The 17,405-nt window shown below is 40.5% G+C and carries 15 protein-coding genes; 3 read left to right on the top strand and 12 right to left on the bottom strand.

The genetic code is table 11. The features are described from left to right. Positions 1–126: 126 nt before the first annotated feature. Together MKX47_RS02280 and MKX47_RS02275 are read right to left on the bottom strand one after the other, a co-directional pair. Positions 127–1,077: an L-threonine 3-dehydrogenase gene (locus tag MKX47_RS02280; RefSeq protein WP_340770651.1), complete on the bottom strand. Its 951-nt coding sequence runs from the start codon at positions 1,075–1,077 to the stop codon at positions 127–129. A gap of 277 nt (positions 1,078–1,354) precedes the next feature. Then, complete coding sequence (locus MKX47_RS02275; protein WP_340770649.1) at positions 1,355–2,143, bottom strand: carbon-nitrogen family hydrolase; 789 nt, start codon at positions 2,141–2,143, stop codon at positions 1,355–1,357. 118 nt (positions 2,144–2,261) lie between these two features. Between MKX47_RS02275 and MKX47_RS02270 the strand changes: the two genes are divergently transcribed. Then, the gene (locus tag MKX47_RS02270) at positions 2,262–3,440 is read left to right on the top strand and encodes a pyridoxal phosphate-dependent aminotransferase (RefSeq protein ID WP_340770648.1); all 1,179 of its coding nucleotides are present in this window, start codon (positions 2,262–2,264) and stop codon (positions 3,438–3,440) included. Positions 3,441–3,504: 64 nt separating this feature from the next. On the opposite strand, the gene MKX47_RS02265 is transcribed toward MKX47_RS02270, so the two are convergent. The 4 genes from MKX47_RS02265 to MKX47_RS02250 form a co-directional block, all read right to left on the bottom strand. Next, the gene (locus MKX47_RS02265) at positions 3,505–4,695 is read right to left on the bottom strand and encodes a glycine C-acetyltransferase (protein WP_340770645.1); all 1,191 of its coding nucleotides are present in this window, start codon (positions 4,693–4,695) and stop codon (positions 3,505–3,507) included. A 58-nt stretch (positions 4,696–4,753) separates the two neighbouring features. Next, the gene (locus MKX47_RS02260; RefSeq protein ID WP_340770642.1) at positions 4,754–5,371 is read right to left on the bottom strand and encodes a YczE/YyaS/YitT family protein; all 618 of its coding nucleotides are present in this window, start codon (positions 5,369–5,371) and stop codon (positions 4,754–4,756) included. Between the two features lie 14 nt (positions 5,372–5,385). Next, positions 5,386–5,874 carry a Cys-tRNA(Pro) deacylase gene (gene ybaK / locus MKX47_RS02255; RefSeq protein ID WP_340770640.1) on the bottom strand — a complete coding sequence of 163 codons (489 nt, stop codon included), beginning with the start codon at positions 5,872–5,874 and terminating at the stop codon, positions 5,386–5,388. Between the two features lie 120 nt (positions 5,875–5,994). Then, positions 5,995–6,825, bottom strand: a complete 831-nt coding sequence (locus MKX47_RS02250; protein ID WP_340770639.1) for a putative metalloprotease CJM1_0395 family protein — start codon at positions 6,823–6,825, stop codon at positions 5,995–5,997. 252 nt (positions 6,826–7,077) lie between these two features. Between MKX47_RS02250 and MKX47_RS02245 the strand changes: the two genes are divergently transcribed. After that, positions 7,078–8,490, top strand: a complete 1,413-nt coding sequence (locus tag MKX47_RS02245) for a GGDEF domain-containing protein (RefSeq protein ID WP_340770637.1) — start codon at positions 7,078–7,080, stop codon at positions 8,488–8,490. Positions 8,491–8,595: 105 nt separating this feature from the next. Here the strand turns inward: MKX47_RS02245 and MKX47_RS02240 are convergent, their stop codons facing one another. Together MKX47_RS02240 and MKX47_RS02235 are read right to left on the bottom strand one after the other, a co-directional pair. Further along, positions 8,596–10,779 carry a DNA topoisomerase III gene (locus MKX47_RS02240; protein WP_340770636.1) on the bottom strand — a complete coding sequence of 728 codons (2,184 nt, stop codon included), beginning with the start codon at positions 10,777–10,779 and terminating at the stop codon, positions 8,596–8,598. Positions 10,780–10,961: 182 nt separating this feature from the next. After that, positions 10,962–12,644 (bottom strand): methyl-accepting chemotaxis protein, encoded by a 1,683-nt coding sequence (locus MKX47_RS02235; protein ID WP_340770635.1) that lies wholly within the window; start codon positions 12,642–12,644, stop codon positions 10,962–10,964. Between the two features lie 496 nt (positions 12,645–13,140). Between MKX47_RS02235 and MKX47_RS02230 the strand changes: the two genes are divergently transcribed. Then, positions 13,141–13,341 carry a cold-shock protein gene (locus MKX47_RS02230; protein WP_241367489.1) on the top strand — a complete coding sequence of 67 codons (201 nt, stop codon included), beginning with the start codon at positions 13,141–13,143 and terminating at the stop codon, positions 13,339–13,341. Between the two features lie 97 nt (positions 13,342–13,438). On the opposite strand, the gene MKX47_RS02225 is transcribed toward MKX47_RS02230, so the two are convergent. From MKX47_RS02225 to MKX47_RS02210, 4 genes are all read right to left on the bottom strand, one after another. Then, on the bottom strand, positions 13,439–14,149 hold the full coding sequence (locus MKX47_RS02225) for an ABC transporter permease (RefSeq protein ID WP_340770631.1): 711 nt from the start codon (positions 14,147–14,149) through the stop codon (positions 13,439–13,441). Further along, on the bottom strand, positions 14,146–14,994 hold the full coding sequence (locus MKX47_RS02220) for an ABC transporter ATP-binding protein (RefSeq protein WP_340770629.1): 849 nt from the start codon (positions 14,992–14,994) through the stop codon (positions 14,146–14,148). Before MKX47_RS02220 ends, MKX47_RS02225 begins: the two co-directional genes overlap by 4 nt. Positions 14,995–15,140: 146 nt before the next feature. Continuing rightward, complete coding sequence (locus tag MKX47_RS02215; protein ID WP_340770627.1) at positions 15,141–16,073, bottom strand: LytTR family transcriptional regulator DNA-binding domain-containing protein; 933 nt, start codon at positions 16,071–16,073, stop codon at positions 15,141–15,143. 136 nt (positions 16,074–16,209) lie between these two features. After that, the gene (locus MKX47_RS02210; RefSeq protein WP_340770625.1) at positions 16,210–17,376 is read right to left on the bottom strand and encodes an aminotransferase-like domain-containing protein; all 1,167 of its coding nucleotides are present in this window, start codon (positions 17,374–17,376) and stop codon (positions 16,210–16,212) included. Between the last annotated feature and the right edge of the window lie 29 nt (positions 17,377–17,405).

The raw sequence follows: 17,405 nt of genomic DNA, 5'->3' as shown, positions 1-17,405 counted from the left end.
TATCTCCCACAATATCATTTTAATATAATTTACTGAAAAATGTAAATATTTAGTTTAATAAAACATTATTTGCTTAATCTAAAAAAACACGAGCACAGAATTTTCATCCCTGTGCTCGTGCTGTGATTAGATTAATTTTTGATCTAAACGTACTTTTAGCTTTTCTAGCATATCGGCAGTCATTTTTTCTAAATCATAGCTTGCTTTAAAGCCCCACTCCTGCATTGCTGCTGATGAATCGATTGCGTTTGGCCAGCTGTTTGCAATGGCTTGGCGCACTGGGTCGACCTCATAGTCCATCGTAAACGTTGGCAGATGCTTTTTAATTTCTGCTGCGATTTGTGATGGCTCAAAGCTCATTGCTGAAATATTAAAGGCATTACGGTGAATCAGTTTTGCTGGGTCTGCTTCCATTAAATCAACAATCGCCTGCAGTGCATCGGGCATATACATCATATCCATATATGTTCCTTCTGCAATATAAGATGTGTAGCGCCCATCTGCAATCGCTTTGTAGTAAATATCGACCGCATAATCCGTTGTACCGCCACCTGGAGGGGTTACGTACGAAATTAAGCCTGGGAAACGAACACCACGTGTATCTAAACCAAAGCGTGTGAAATAATAGTCACATAGCAATTCACCAGCTACTTTATTTACCCCATACATCGTTGTTGGGCGCTGCAATGTATCTTGTGGTGTGTTGTCCTTTGGTGTTGATGGACCAAATGCACCGATTGAGCTTGGTGTAAAAAATTGCATCTCGCGTTCACGCGCCACTTCAAGTGCATTCATTAAGCCACCCATATTTAAATTCCATGCGAATACTGGATTTTTTTCTGCTGTTGCTGATAGTAATGCCGCCATGTGAATCATTGTGTCTGCGCCAAAATCATGTGCGAGTGCATGCATGCGCTTGCCATCTGTTACATCCAACACTTCAAATGGTCCCTCAAGCTGATCTATTTTTCTAATATCTGTTGCTAATACATTGTCGACGCCATACGTATGACGTAATTTCTCTACTAATTCTGAACCAATTTGACCTAATGCGCCGGTCACCATAATTTTTTTCACGCTTGATGCCTCCCTATCGTCGAAAAAAGTATTCCAATAAAATATTTAATAACACAAATGTCCTCTGTAAAAACACATTGATTGCCGGACAAAACCTAATATGAAAAGCTTTTTCTCGAATTTATTATATGGTGTTCTTTTATAAAACACAATATCGTAAAAAAAATTCTTTTTCAGTGATACAATTGTACGTCTCAAATATTCGAATTCTGTGTGTTTTCTTACAAATGATGCTATACAAAAAGCGCACCTCACAAGGAGATACGCTGCCGAAACTTTATTTTGTTACCTTTTCATACAACTGTGGACGGCGATCTTCATAAACCGGAATACGCTCTCGCACCTCATCCACCGTTGAAAAATCTACATCGATAATAGCTAGCTCTTCATCTTCCGCGCCTGTCCATAATACTTCACCCCATGGCCCGATAATCATCGACTGTCCGTTGAAATTCTCCACTTTACGTGCAATACGGTTAACCGCTACAACAAAGCACTGATTTTCAATGGCACGTGCCTGTAATAAAATCTTCCAATGATCGATACGCGGTGTTGGCCATTGTGCCGGAACGAACAATACCTTCGCACCGTCTAACGCATGGGAGCGCAGCCATTCTGGGAAACGAATATCATAGCAAATTACCCCGCCCGCTTGTAAGTCACCGAGTGCAAAACGGTTCATCTCATCACCCGCCTGCAAATACAAATGCTCATCCATTAGGCGGAATAAGTGTGCCTTGCTATACTCGCCCACCAATTCGCCGTCACAATTATACGTGTACATCGTATTATAAAACTGCCCATCACGCTTGACCGCCACAGAACCTCCGACAATATGTACGGCTAGCTCTTTTGTTAATTTTGCTAAAAAGGCTTTTGTACGTTCGCCATTTTCATCCGCAAGTTCTTCTAATTTTTCTAGCGCATAGCCCGTGTTCCACATTTCGGGCAGCACAATGACTTCTGCACCCCCAGCAGCCGCCTCGCGAATCCATTTTTCCGCGCGCTCATAGTTTTCATCTACTTTACCAAAGCCTACATTTAATTGAATACAACCGATTTTCATATGTAAACACCGTCCTTTAACAATTTCACTCCACTCTAAATTATCATAATCTTCACTTTACTTAAACCTAGAAAAGTACTAAGATTAATTCACTCTAAACAAAGGGGATGAACAAACAATGGAATTTTCGAAAAAACTACAGCAGCTCCCTCCTCAATTTTTCGCTGCACTTGTCGGTAAGGTCAATGCCGCGCTTGCACAGGGGCGTGATGTCATTAATTTAGGTCAAGGCAATCCCGACCAACCAACGCCTGATCATATTATTGAAGCTTTACAGGTGGCAGCAACGAATCCACAAACGCATAAATACTCGCCATTTCGTGGCATTGCTGAGCTACGTCAAGCAGCAGCGGACTTTTATAAGCGTGAATACAATGTTGACATTGATCCAAATACCGAGGTAGCCATTCTTGGTGGTACAAAGGTCGGGCTTGTGGAATTACCGCTTGCTGTCTTAAATCCTGGTGATTACATGCTGCTTCCTGACCCAGGCTATCCGGATTATTTATCAGGCGTTGCACTTGCGGATGTTCAGTTCGATACACTCCCATTAACGGCGCACAACGACTTTTTACCGGATTATAGTGCGCTGTCTGATGAAGTGAAAACACGTGCGAAATTAATGTATTTAAACTATCCAAATAATCCAACTGGTGGTGTCGCAACGAAAGTGTTTTTTGAAGAAACCGTTCAATTCGCTAAAGATAATCAAATCGCGGTTGCCCATGATTTTGCCTATGGAGCGATTGGCTTTGATGGCAAACGTCCACCAAGCTTTTTACAAGCACCTGGCGCAAAGGAAGTCGGTATTGAATTGTATACATTATCAAAATCCTTCAATATGGCGGGCTGGCGCATCGGCTTTGCGGTTGGCAATGCTAAAATGATTGAAGCGATTAACCTTATTCAGGATCATCTATTTTGCAGTCAATTCCCAGCAGTTCAGCATGCAGCGGCTGCGGCATTAAACGAGGAACAAACATGCGTCGAAAGCCTGCGCGCGCTCTATGAAAGCCGCCGCAATGTACTCGTTGAAGAAGCACAGAAAATTGGCTGGGATATTACCGCACCAAAGGGCTCGTTTTTTGCATGGCTGCCTGTTGCAGACGGCTATACAAGTGAGCAATTTGCTGACCTTTTACTTGAAAAAGCCGATATCGCAGTCGCTGCGGGCAATGGCTTTGGTAAATACGGGGAAGGCTATATTCGAGTGGGGCTGCTCGTTGATGAAGCGCGCTTACGTGAAGCGATGCAGCGGGTTGCTAAATTGGGGCTTTTCGCTGTAAAAGTAAACTAATAAAAGGCTCCGCGCTACACTTAATTGTAGTACGGAGCCTTTTCATGCTGTGATTGCTCAGTGTTTACTGAATAACACCTAATTCACGGCCAACTTTTGCATAAATGGCTAAGGCGTCATCTAGCATTTCCTTTGTATGGGCGGCAGTTGGCATATTGCGGACGCGCCCTGTTCCTTTTGGTACGGTTGGGAACACGATTGATTTTGCATACACGCCTTCTTCGATTAAACGTTTCGAGAATTGCTGTGTTAGCTTCTCGTCACCGATAATGCATGGTGTGATCGGTGTTTCTGAAGCGCCGATATTAAAGCCAAGCTCGTTTAAACCCTTCTTTAAATAATCGCCGTTTTCCCATAATTTGTCGTGAAGCTCTGTTGATTCCATTAACATTTCCACCGCGCGTGTAATGGCAGCCACATCCCCTGGTGGTAAGGCTGTTGAGAATAAGAACGGACGAGAACGAACCTTTAACCAGTCTATTAAGTTTTTCTTACCTGCTACATAGCCACCGACAACACCGATTGCTTTTGATAATGTCCCGATTTGGAAATCAATTTCGTTTTGTAGGCCGAACTGCTTCACTGTCCCTGCGCCCTTGCCTGTTACACCTGAACCATGTGCATCGTCTACATACGTAATTAAATCAAACTCTTTTGCGATTTCCACGATTTCTGGTAGCTTTGCAATGTCGCCATCCATCGAGAACACGCCGTCTGTAATGACCATGACTTTATTGTAAAGGCCTGATTCTGTTGCTTCCTTTGCCTTTGCACGTAAATCATCCATATCAGCATGGGCAAATGGAATAATCTTCGCCTTTGATAAGCGGCAGCCATCAATAATAGACGCATGATTCAATGCATCAGAAAGGATGGCATCGTTTTTGTCCATCACAGCAGAAATTGCCGCCATATTACAGTTAAAGCCTGATTGATAGCTAATGGCTGCCTCTGTACCTTTGAATTTCGCTAATGTTTGTTCTAATTTAATGTGTAAATCTAATGTGCCGTTAATTGTACGTACCGCACCTGCACCAACACCGTATGTTTCGATTGTGTTTTGCGCAATTTTTTTCAGCTCGGCATTGGTTGCTAAGCCTAAATAGTTATTTGATGATAAGTTTATTAGCTTTTTCCCTGCTACTTGAATGATCGGGCCATTCGCACCTTCAACCGGATCAATTTCGTTGTATAAGCCTTGTGCGCGTAAGTCTTGTAAATTTTCATCTAAAAAGGTATTTAATACGTTTGACATGCTCGTTCATCCTTTCGATATTAACATCAGTACTAGTGTAGCATAAGTATTCGTTTTTTTACGTAAGTGGCTCACCCACAATTTGTTCGAGCTTATCTTTAAAGAAAAACAGCGCGGGCTGAATAATATAGCCTGTGCCAAGCGCTAAAATAATGGTTCCCATCCCAACTGGTCCGCCAAGTAGCCAGCCAATGCTTGCCGCAATGACTTCCATTACCATACGACCCGTTTTCACTGAATAGCCCTTGCTCGCGATAATCATCATCACCGTATCCCGTGGCCCTTCACCAAGACTTGCCGCAATATACAGTGCACAGCCAATACTCATGACAAAAAAGCCTGCTACAAAATAAGCGATTTCAAACACAAAGACAGTCGCTTCTGGTAAGAGCCAGTTGAACAAATCAATAAACGAACCGATTAACAGCATATTGAGAATCGTCGCTAATTTGGGCACACGTTTTAAATAAATCGACGTGACGCAAATAATAAATAGTCCTGTTAAAATCGACCACGTGCCAATCGTCAAGCCAAATTGCTTAAACATGCCGATATGAAATACATCCCACGGGCTTGTGCCAATAACATTACCTTTAATCGTCATTGTAATGCCGAGTGCCATCACCATCAGTCCGACAAAAAAGCTTCCCCATTGCCACCATAATTTTTTTGACATACAAACCCTTCTTCCTATTGTGTTACCAGCTGGGCAAATTGTGCATTGGAAGCTTTCGCTAAATCTATTGGTGCGAGCTTCATTTGCATACCAATCTTACCAGCGCTGACAATGATATAATCGAGCGTTTCGGCTGCTTGCTCGATATACGTTGGGAATGGCTTTTTCATCCCAATTGGCGAACAGCCGCCTCGTACATAGCCCGTTAAACCAAGCAGCTCCTTTACCGCAATCATTTCGATCTTTTTCTCTCCGACTACTTTTGCTGCAGCCTTTAAATTGAGCTCGGCTGCAACGGGAATGACGAACACAAAATAGTTCCCCTTTCCAGCAGTAGCGATTAAGGTTTTATACACATGCTCCACCGACTGGCCGATTTTGGTTGCGACCGTCATACCATCTACTGCGGCGCCATCCTCTGATGTATATTCAACGATTTCATGGACAATTTTTTGCTGTTCAATTAATCGAATCGCATTTGTCTTTACATGCTTCTTTGCCAAAACTATCACCTCAGTGTTTTCGTTAAAAAATAGTATAGCACCTTTGTTTGAAATTGGAATCATTCTATTTTGCAGATAAAAAAATCGCTCTAGCATAAAGAGGCTAAAGCGATTTTCCCTTTAGGCAACCTGTGTGAAGGTCGGCTCTGTTACAGAACGGTAGCCGTTATTCACCATTGCCATATGTGAACTATATTTTTGCGATGCGTTGTTAAATGTGCGTTGGAATAAAAGCTTTTCTAAATCCTGTCCGAAAATGGTTTGTTCTTCCGGATTGCGTGCAAAATCCTTTTGGAATTTGTCAGGGATGTCAAAGGTGAAATCTTCATCTGCAAATGGCACTGTTTCGTCTTGTTCTTCCACTACTTCGCCGTATTTATCTGCTCGTACTTGTTGAATTTGCGCTGAAGCACTTGCCGCGACACGTAAGTCTTGCGAAGAGGGCTCTGCTGGTGCTAAGGCCGCTTGACGTATCCTTTCCAGTAGCGCAATCGTTTCATCCGACTCTCCAGTGGTCGCTGGCATTTGAATGGCCACTTCACCACCATTAATAAAGCGCTGATCATCTGGACCAGTTGTATGCGTATACGTAACTGCACCCGTTACCCCTGCACCCGCTGATTTATGCGCATTTTCATGTGCAATGACTTCTTGCTCTGATTGCTTTAACTGTGAAATTTCCTTTTTTACTTCCGGACGTGCCAGCTGCTCCTCTTTTGCCTCTGTAGCAGTTGGCTGAGCATCTTTTCGTGCTGCTGCATCTGCTTCGTGTAAATCCTTTTCTGTTTTACCGGAAAGTAAATTTTCAAGCGCTTGGAGCATTGGATTTTTGCTAGCATCGGCATATTTGGCATGCTTTTTATAAACATTCCCAACCTCTTTGCGCTGGACTGAGCGTTTTCTTTCCTCTAAATCAGGATTATACCCATGTAATAAACCAGAAATTTTCATAACTATCCCCCCTTTACATTCGTTTTGCAACTATCTATATGAAATATTATCGGATTTAAAAATAGAATTTTCACTAAATGTACATATTTGAATCTATTTTACTATTTTCTAACTCCTGTAAACGAATGTCGAAGTTCGTAAGTCCGCTTATTGAAATTGATGTATCCTTAGTTATACATTAGTATTAGTAAATACTGTTAAACATTTCAAAATCCAAGGGTGGACACTAAAATAAAGAAATGAGTGATGACAATGGAAAAATTATTTACATTGCAAGAACAGCAGCAACATTTTGAAGCTGCACAAAGCTTTTTTCTACAGGGCAATTACAAAGAAGCCGAGCCTTTACTGCGTCTCGTTATTGAAAGCGCCTTTCAGCATCAGGATTATCCAACCTATGTGTCGGCCATTATTTTTTTGAATCGTACCTTCATCAATATATCGCAGTTTGATAAAATGCATTCCTTTTTACTGATTCTTGCCCCCTTCATCTCAGAGCACGGGACGCCGGAAGATTATTATTACTATCGTATGCATCAAGTTATTTTCAATAATCATTATTTAATCGGTGATGTTGTGGCGGATTACGAGGCATTGCTAAACGATTCATGGACGAGTGAAGATAAAAATCTGACGTTTTTGATTGCCAGCAACCTCATTTATACATACATCGAAAAAAATGAAATCGAACGAGGGATTGCGCTGTTTGAAAAGTTGGAGCATGCATACCAAGGCTTTGAATTTACCAATAAAATGACGCTCTATATGCACTATATTTATGCGTTTTTACTATTCTATTTAAAAGAGGACTATAAACAATGCCAGCTGATGATTACAACGATTCAAGAAAATCCTAAAGTGCATATTGTCGATAGCTTTTCTTATATGTTGGATATTTGTAACGGGCTTTTACAAGCGCAAATCGGTGATATTCATATGGCGAAGGAAGTATTTAAACAGGGTGTAGAGAAAACCGACAATTTACTGCATATCCGCTTTGAAATGAAGCTTTGGGTGGATGCTTTGAAAAAATTCGACATGAAGGACGATGTAATCCTCTATCAAGACATGCTTATTCGCTTGCTTGACAAGCATTATGACAGCGAAATGAGTGCGATGCGTAAACAATCGATGGAAGATCGGTCTCGTCAATTTTATGAAGGACAAATTTATGTCGATCAGCTGACAAATGTGAAAAACCGTAACTTTTACGAGGATTTACTAGCGAAGCAGCAGCAAGTCAAAAACTATACGGTGGCGGTGCTCGATATCGATCATTTCAAATCCATCAATGACACGTATGGCCATACAGTTGGGGATGAAGCCATTCAATTTGTGGCCAAGCATTTAGCCCAGTGGAATCCGCACCATGATATTTTCGTCATTCGCTTTGGTGGGGATGAATTTATCCTGTTAATGCCCTACCCGATTGAAGAAATGAAATTGGAGCTACAGCTTTTACATCAACAGATGATGCATACACCTTTCCATATCAAAAAATTACAACAGCAAATACCGATTTCGATTAGTGTGGGGGTTGGCTATACGGGGGAACGCTATCAAACGATTGATGTCTTATTTGAAGCTGCGGATAAGGCCATTTACGAGGCAAAACGCACGCGTGGAGCCATTGTTATTTCTGAAGTGGATGCTACATTCAATTAAAATAGACGCCTAAAGAAGTAAATTTCTTTAGGCGTCTTGTTTTGACTTCATTTAAATAAATTGACCTTGAGTTTTCAAGGGGTCGTCGTAATTAAACCGGGATTTCTAGTCAAACTTCATCCCTTTTAATAAATCGGCAAAGGCATTATTAATCGGCTCTGCTTCTTTTTCTTGCTGCTTCATGTATTGTTGGACACTGCGCTTATCGACTTTTCCGCCGCCTTCTTTTTTACGACGTGCTTCAAAGGCTGATAGCTTTTCACGGTGACCACATTTACATACGAAAATTTGACCGTCGCCTTGTCCATGTAGCTCAAGTTTCTTCTTACATTGCGGACAGCGTGCATTCGTTACGCGGGATACGTTTTTGCGATGCCCACATTCACGGTCCTGGCAGACAAGCATTTTGCCCTTTTTGCCGTTTACTTCAAGCATTGGCTTTCCGCAATCTGGGCATGTTTTTGTGGAAATATTGTCGTGCTTGAATTTTTTATCGCTGTTTTTAATGTTGGCTACTACGTTTTTTGTATGCTGCTTCATTTCATTGATGAAAGCATCTTTTTTCAGCTTGCCCTTTGCAATTAGCTCGAGCTTTTGCTCCCACTCGGCTGTTGTTTCAGGCGATTTTAATTCATCAGGCACTAAGTCTAATAGCTGACGACCTTTTGACGTAATGTGAATATCCTTGCCGCGCTTTTCGATTAAGAATGAGTTAAAGAGCTTATCAATAATATCGGCACGAGTTGCTACCGTTCCTAAACCGCCTGTCGATTTTAATGTATCGGCAAGCTGCTTGTTTTGCGTGTTCATATACTTCGCTGGATTTTCCATCGCCGATAATAGCGTTGCCTCCGTAAAACGTGCTGGTGGCTTTGTTTGACCAGATGTTTGCGCCAGTAAATTGACCTTTAATACTTGACCTTTTTCAAGTTGTGGTAATAGCTGCTCTTTTACTTCGTCTGTTTCCTCGTCATCCACATGGTTCGAATAAACTTCCTTCCAGCCCATCGCAAGTACGGTTTTCCCACGGGCAATGAATTTTTCCGAACCGATTTCAGCCTGAACCGTTAATTGCTCATATTCATAAGCCGGGAACAATACCGCTAAGAAACGTTTGACAACTAAATCATAAATTTTGCGTTCTTTATCAGAAAATGCCGAGAAATTGACGTATTCTTCAGTTGGAATGATGGCATGGTGATCACTTACCTTGCTATCATCCACAAATGACTTATTCGCTTTAATAGGCTTTGTTAATACTTTATTGGCAAAAGAACGATATTCTCCAACGCCACATGCTTTTAATCGCTCTGACAAAGTTGGCACAATATCACTTGAAAGGTAGCGTGAATCGGTACGTGGATACGTCAGCACCTTATGTGACTCATACAGCTTTTGCATAATATTTAATGTTTCTTTTGCTGAATAGCCGAATAGTTTGTTGGCATCGCGCTGTAATTCTGTTAAATCATACAGCCCTGGTGCGAATGATTTTTTCGGCTTACGGTCAATCGCGACAACTTTTGCCTCTTGATTACCTAATTTATTGACGATGGCATCGATTTTTTCTTTGGCAAAGCTACGTGAATTACCGTTTGCATCCTGCCATGTTAATTTTAAATCCTTTGTTTGCGCTTCAATACCGTAATAGGTTTGGGCTTTAAAATGCTTAATTTCATCTTCGCGTGAGGCCACCATTGCAACAACTGGTGTTTGTACGCGCCCCGTATTGAGCTGCGCATTATGCTTAGTGGATAGCGCGCGCGTCGCATTCAGTCCCAAAAACCAGTCGGCCTCACTACGCGCTACAGCCGCATAGTACAGATTTTCGTATGCCTTTCCTGGCTTTAAATTGGCGAATCCTTCTTTGATGGCTTTATTGGTAACCGATGAAATCCATAAACGCTTAATGGGCTTATTGACTTTGGCACGGTCAAGTATCCAACGTGCTACAAGCTCGCCCTCGCGTCCAGCATCCGTAGCGATAATGATTTCATTCACATCTCCACGCATTAACTGTGCTTTTACGGCATTATATTGCTTGCTCGTTTGCTTAATTGTCGTAAGCTTTAAGCGCTCCGGTAGCATTGGTAAATCCTCTAAATTCCACTTTTTATATTTTTCATCGTAGCTTTCTGGATCTGCTAACGTCACTAAATGCCCTAAGGCCCATGTCACAATATATTTGTCGCCTTCTAAAAAGCCGTTTCCTTTTTTGGTACACTTCAGCACGCTGGCAATATCGCGTGCTACTGATGGTTTTTCTGCTAATACTAAACTTTTAGCCATTGTGTTACACCCTTTCAATCAATCGTTGTTTTTACTATAACATACATCAATTATGCCTCGGTGTGATTGCGTCCAGTCCCGTGAAATAATGCCCTTTCTTCTGTGGATTTTATTGAAAAATAAGCCTTTCCTAACCACTAATAAGCGCCATTAGCGATTTCGTTGCTAATGGCGCTTGTTCTTTATAGTTTGAAATGATTGATTTCAAGTTGTAAGCGTTCGGCTAATTCTGATAAGACTTGCGCATTTGCCGAAATTTCTTCGTTTGACGCAAGCTGTTCTTCTGTCGCTGCGCTTGTATCACTTGCGGTGTTGGCCGTTTGCATCGCTAGCTGCTGCACACGTTTTGTGCCGTCTGAAACAGAGGCCGTCATTGCTTGAATTTCCTCAACTGCCGCGGAAACAGATTCTACACGATACACTACTTCTACTGAGCCCGTTTCAATGCTTTGGAAAATACGCATCGATTCAGAGGTTTTTTCCATTCCTTCATCCACTTTAGCACCGCCTGCAACAATCACTCTCGTTGCTTCATTTGACGTTTGTTGAATTTGCTGAACCATGCCTTCAATTTGGGTCGCAGAATTTTTGGATTGCTCTGCTAATTTTCGTACCTCATCGGCGACAACCGCAAAGCCTTGCCCATGCTCTCCTGCTCGCGCCGCTTCAATTGCCGCATTTAATGCGAGTAAATTGGTTTGGTCGGCAATATCGGTAATCAGGTTCGTAATATTATGAATGCGATCGGAATGTTGCTCCATTTCACGCATCATCGTTGTTGTGTTCACAAAGGTTTCATGGATCGTCTCCATTTGATTGACAACATTTTGAATGGACATCGAGCCCTGATCAATGAGTTCTTTCACATTTCCTGTCACTTGAAGCATTTGTTCATTGTCATCTGCAATTTGATTGATACTTGTGCGCAACTCTTCCATTGAAACAAGCGATGTTTCCATCAAACGCGCTTGGTCTGTGCTTGTTGCTAATTGAGTTTCTGCTGATTTTGCAACCATTTGTGAAGATGCGAGGCTTTCCTGTGAGCTTGCAGACAGCTCCTGTGCATTGGCAGCCACTTGTATGGATGAATCATTGACACTTGAAACAATGCTGCGTAAATCCTCTAGCATTTTGTTAAAGCTATTGCCCATTTGTCCGATTTCATCTTTGTTCTGAATTTGTAATGGCGCCATTGTTAAATTTCCTTGCGCGATTTCCTCCAGTGCCTTTGTAACTTTGTTGACGGGTTTTGAAATATGACGGCTCATATAGGCCGAAACCGCTATTGCAAGTATAAAAGCAACGCCCGTTAATAAATTCATTGTTATTAAAGCTAAGCGTTGGTATCGTTCAATATCTGCACGCGTATTTTCTATATTTTGTTGTTGAACATCGACAATTTCACCAATAAGCGTCATCACCTCTGAATTGATGCCCATCGAAGTAAGCTGTGCAGTCGAGGTGTTTAGACGTTTCGCTTTTAAATCCATCAATGTAGCATTCGCTTCATCTAACAAGCTTTGTTTTTCTTGTAGCTGCTTTAGGAGTTCTGCTGAAGCTTTATCCTCATTTAATTCCAGTAACCCCGCTACAGCCTTTTCTTGTTTTTCGATTTCACTCGCTATACCTGATTTTGCTGTTGCTTTATTAAGCACTATGTATTCTGTTAATTTTGTTGATAAATCCTTTTGAGCAATTTCTAAATCCTTTGCATATATTATACGTTGCATATCACGATCTAAAATGTTTTCATACTTACTATTAACAGTACTTAAAGCCAAAGTTCCTATACCATTAATAAAAAGAATCAGTACAATTGAAATCGAAAACGATAGCCGTAATTTTTTTGAAATTGATAATTTCATCTCGTACCACTCCATTTTTCAGAATTTTTACTGTCCATGCACGATTATATACATGTATTAGGTAAAAAGTCATCAGATATTTTGATTTATTCGTTAATCCCTTTTACATTTAAATGCCTATAAAACAGTATAATTTTCGTAAATAAGGGAGTTATCAAGTAATTTTTCCGCTTGCTCAGCAAAAATGCGTAGAAATAAATGGTAAAAATTTAATGTTATAATTAAAAAATTCCGTGGTACAATAAAAATTATAATGCTCGTTTAAATCCTTTATTTCCTTCATTTATACGAATAATCAAAATTTTTCTCGCTTTTTCATTAAAATTTTGTAGACAGTTGGATAAAGTTGTTATATAATAAAGATAATTAAATTGCTCAGCTGTTAACGATTAATTCACATATTAAAAAAGTGAACGTCTACGCTCCCTTTTTTAATGTGTGAATTTTTTCTATACATTTAGCAATTTAACAATTTATTTTTTGGAGGTTTTCTCTCATGCAACAAGGTACAGTAAAATGGTTTAACTCAGAAAAAGGTTTCGGTTTCATCGAAGTTGAAGGCGGCAATGACGTATTCGTACACTTCTCAGCTATCCAAGGTGAAGGATTCAAAACTTTAGACGAAGGTCAAAAAGTTGAGTTCGAAGTTGAAGAAGGTAACCGCGGACCACAAGCTACTAACGTAACAAAACTTTAATTTTAACGAATTAAGTTCATATAGTTAGTTGCAAGAAGCACACTCCTCATCGAGTGTGCTTCTTTTCTTATGTAAAAAAGCCCTCCATATAGGAAGGCTATTCGTCTTTTGTTCGTTTTTTAAATAAGATGACGGCAGCAGCAACTGCGATAATTGTCCAAAGTAAAATAATGACGAGTGGCTCGGCTATTCCACCGAATGAAGCGCCCTGCTGTGACTGCTCTGCTAAAATGACAAGCTGTGTACTCGGTAACCATTGTCCTATTTTATAAATGATGTGCGTTTCGTTTAAGAACAGCGCCATCGGACCAAATGAAAAGATCAGCACGACTGGTAATACAGCTAATGATGCTTCCATGACAGACTTTGTAAACAAGCCACAAATCGTTCCTAGCGCTACATAGAATACAGTAGAAATCGCTAAAGCAAGCATGATGACCGCGATTTGATTCGGTGTATAGCCGACAATATTCGCACATATCGCCAAAATAACCCCCGTCATAATGAAGACAAACAAGCTCTTGCCTAATAAAATATCACCAATTGATGCAGGTGACATCATCAAGCTGCGTAATGTATTGCGCTCTTTTTCTTCTGCTATTAAACATGCCTGCACATACGCCGTCACCATTGAAAAGGTCATATTAAGTGGTAAAAAGGAATTTTGTATCGATTCTGTACCTGTTTGGCGATACATAAAGGCTAAAATAATCGGTAAAAAAATCATCATGGATACGGCATAATTCCGAGAAAATTCCTTATAATCCTTCATGAAAATGGCTTGAATACGTTTTAATGATATGTTCATAGTAAATCACTCCCTGTTAATTTTACGAAAATATCGCCTAGTGACGGTTCATTTGAATCCATACGTGCGATTTGTTCATTTTTCATCCAGTTCATTACGTTTACGGCATCTTCTTCGCCGTTTCGGACAGTATGCTGCTCACCACCATGTAATTCAATCGTAAATGAATGGTCACTGTACTTTTTCTTTAAGGCAGCAGGCGTATCCAATTCACGAATTTCACCCTTGTATAAGAAGGCAACGCGATCACAAAGTAGCTCTGCTTCCGCCATATTATGCGTTGTCAAAAAAATCGTCGTGCCTAATTCATTTAATTTTCGTAAACCTTTGTAAATATGCTGCGCATTCACAGGATCGAGCGCAGACGTTGGCTCATCTAAAAATAGAAGCTGAGGCTTATGCATAATTGTTCGCGCTAATAGGACACGCTGCAGCATTCCTTTTGAAAGCTGGCTCACCTTCTTCTTCCGTTGATCTTGCAAATTCACAAATTGTAATGCTTCTTCAACAGCGCTCTTTGGAACATCATACAAATTACTATATAATAATAAATTTTCTTCCACCGTTAAGCGCTGATATAGCCCGCTATTATCCGATAATAAGCCCATTTTAGCTTTATGCTGAGGCTGATGCATTTCCCTAGCCGGTTGCCCGAACACAAAGGCATGCCCGCTTGACTGCGTTAATTGCGCTGTTAGTATTTTAATCGTCGTTGTCTTACCCGAACCACTTGGGCCTAAAAAGCCAAAGATCTCTCCTTTTTTAATGGAAAACGAAACATTCTTCAATGCTACCTCGTTTCCAAACTTCATTCGCATGTTTTGCACATCAATAATCATTGTCATATTGGTGCCTCCTTTAATTCAGTTGTTACCTTCAATTTAAAGGACTTTGTCAGCACCTGCATTATTTTGCATGTGAGTTGTAGCGAATTGTTGCTATTTGGTGTTATATGGCGATGAATGGTGCAGCAAATTTCCCGGGAAATACGTTAAATTCCGACAATTTCTTTTAGCTCAGATAGCTTATTTCGGGAAAGTGGCACTTCTGATTTGGCAGCGCCTTGTAACACTAAGCTGTAGCTGTTGCGCGTCCACGAAATGATTTCACGTACCTTTTGCAAATTGACGATATAGGAACGATGGCATCTAAAAAAGCCAAAGTGTATGAGTCGTTTTTCTAATTCATTTAGTGTCCATGCGCATAAATAGCCTTCTCCTGCGACATAGATGTAAACTTCCCCTTCCACACTTTCAATATAATCAATTTCAGGAGGATTAAATAAAATGATTTTGTCATTTTTCTTGGTCGGTATTTTTTCAATTTTTAATTGAGTTGTTTCAATTGGGGCTGTGTCGGCCTGTTCTTCCTTGACGTCTAATGGATGGAGACCATCTTCGTCCAATCTAAAAATTTCATCGCCCACACTAATGAGATGCTCCAAGTTATTCGATAGTATTAAAATGTTTCTATGTACTTGCTTAAGCTGCGTCAGGATATGCATAAGGATTTTCCGCTCATTTTGTTGTAAATTTTGAAAGGGTTCAATGAACACAAGCAGCTTTTTTTCATCTAAATACGGCTGGATAAAGCTTAATACTTGGCGTTGTGTCATTGATAGTTCACTCACGCGTGTTTTTCGTTGCTGTTCAAATCCAAATTCTGTGATTAGCTGAGCAGTAGATTGCTTACCATTGTATAAATCATTGTAAAAACGAAATGTTTCTTCAACCGTTAATCTTTCATAATAGCCCAATTGCTGTGTATGTACATAAATGGATTTGTTATTGAGTAATTGCTTTTTTAAAAAATTGAGCCTTGTTACATCTGTATAAATAGTTGTAATGGCTTGTTCAAAATCCAAGAGAAAGTGCGGTAAAAGGACTTCCCCTAACTCTATCACTTCATCAATTTTTATTTGCACACCGATACACTCCTTCTATCTTGAAAATTTTGTTAACCGTATTATACTATTGTTTTTGCACCAATATTAGTTCTATACAACATGAAAAGCCATTGTCCTGCGTAAATTCAAGACAATGGCTTTTCGTGTAGATCGTTTATAAAATTTTCCCTAAACGCTTAATACCCTCTTCTATCGTTTCAGGTGTGGCGTTTGTATAGTTTAGACGCATTGTATTGACGTCTGTTTTGGAAGTGTAGAATGGATTGCCCGGTACGAAGGCAACCTTTTGCTCCATCGCTTCATGGAATTTGTCGAGTGCGTTGGCGCCGTTATTCATCGTTACCCAGATGAACATGCCGCCCTCTGGTTTTGTGTAGGATACATGTGCTGGGAAGTATTTTTCCATCGCCGCTAGCATGGCATCTGCCTGTGCTTTATAAAGCTTGATTATTTTTTCGACATGCTGCTCGTAGGCATTGTTTGTTAAATAGTCGTGTAAAATATATTGTGCAAAAATATTCGTATGCAAATCAGATGCTTGTTTCGCTGTTTCGATATGGTTTAGTAGCTCATGGTTTTTCGTTAAAATAAAGCCTAAACGCATCCCCGGTGTTACTGTTTTTGAAAATGAACCAAGCACCACGCTATTTGTCGTTTTGCCTGCTGCGATATATGGTAAATGCTCTCCAGTGAAGCGTAACTCGCCGTAGGGATCGTCCTCGATGAAAATCACATCTTCGTCCTTAATGGCCTCGTAAACCTCTTCACGACGGTCCTTTGTATACGTAAGCCCCGTTGGATTTTGGAAGTTTGGTACGGTATACACCATTTTGACGTTTGGTTGTTTTAATGCGTTCTTTAATTCGTCTACATTAATCCCATCCTGCTCTAACGTCACGCCGTAAAATTGTGGCTCGCGCAATGTGAACGCCTGAATTGCCCCAAGATAGCCGGGCTCTTCAATGACAACGCCGTCTCCCTTGTTTAAAAGCACTTTAGAAATGAGCTCTAATGCTTGCTGTGAGCCTGTTGTAATTAATACATCATCAGCTGTGAAATTTAAGTCAGGTTGTTTTTTATTGTATTTTTCTGCAATATACTGACGCAGCGGTAAATAACCTTGTGTCGTTGAATATTGGAACAGCTTTGCACCACTTTCATCGATTGCGTGATTTACAGAAGCCTTTAGCGCATCAATTGGAAATGAAATCGGATTCGGTAAACCGCCCGCAAATGAAATGACATCCGCTGAATCGGTTACTTTTAAAATATTGCGGATGAATGAAGATGGTGTGTTTAAAATACTATCAGAATATTGCATGTTAAAATCTCTTCCCTTTAATTTTTAAT

It is taken from the genome of Solibacillus sp. FSL R7-0668 (assembly GCF_038006205.1).
Classification (GTDB): Bacteria; Bacillota; Bacilli; order Bacillales_A; family Planococcaceae; genus Solibacillus.
The sequence above is the reverse complement of the archived record's forward strand: the minus strand, read 5'-3'. Positions and strand labels throughout refer to the sequence as shown.

What these genes read in the sequence shown, in the direction of transcription:
- MKX47_RS02220 (WP_340770629.1), bottom strand. Translation starts at nt 14,994, where the DNA reads ATGACAATGATTATTGATGTGCAAAACATGCGAATGAAGTTTGGAAAC.
- MKX47_RS02270 (WP_340770648.1), top strand. Translation starts at nt 2,262, where the DNA reads ATGGAATTTTCGAAAAAACTACAGCAGCTCCCTCCTCAATTTTTCGCT.
- MKX47_RS02260 (WP_340770642.1), bottom strand. Translation starts at nt 5,371, where the DNA reads ATGTCAAAAAAATTATGGTGGCAATGGGGAAGCTTTTTTGTCGGACTG.
- MKX47_RS02225 (WP_340770631.1), bottom strand. Translation starts at nt 14,149, where the DNA reads ATGAACATATCATTAAAACGTATTCAAGCCATTTTCATGAAGGATTAT.
- MKX47_RS02265 (WP_340770645.1), bottom strand. Translation starts at nt 4,695, where the DNA reads ATGTCAAACGTATTAAATACCTTTTTAGATGAAAATTTACAAGACTTA.
- MKX47_RS02245 (WP_340770637.1), top strand. Translation starts at nt 7,078, where the DNA reads ATGGAAAAATTATTTACATTGCAAGAACAGCAGCAACATTTTGAAGCT.
- MKX47_RS02275 (WP_340770649.1), bottom strand. Translation starts at nt 2,143, where the DNA reads ATGAAAATCGGTTGTATTCAATTAAATGTAGGCTTTGGTAAAGTAGAT.
- MKX47_RS02210 (WP_340770625.1), bottom strand. Translation starts at nt 17,376, where the DNA reads ATGCAATATTCTGATAGTATTTTAAACACACCATCTTCATTCATCCGC.
- MKX47_RS02240 (WP_340770636.1), bottom strand. Translation starts at nt 10,779, where the DNA reads ATGGCTAAAAGTTTAGTATTAGCAGAAAAACCATCAGTAGCACGCGAT.
- MKX47_RS02250 (WP_340770639.1), bottom strand. Translation starts at nt 6,825, where the DNA reads ATGAAAATTTCTGGTTTATTACATGGGTATAATCCTGATTTAGAGGAA.
- MKX47_RS02230 (WP_241367489.1), top strand. Translation starts at nt 13,141, where the DNA reads ATGCAACAAGGTACAGTAAAATGGTTTAACTCAGAAAAAGGTTTCGGT.
- MKX47_RS02235 (WP_340770635.1), bottom strand. Translation starts at nt 12,644, where the DNA reads ATGAAATTATCAATTTCAAAAAAATTACGGCTATCGTTTTCGATTTCA.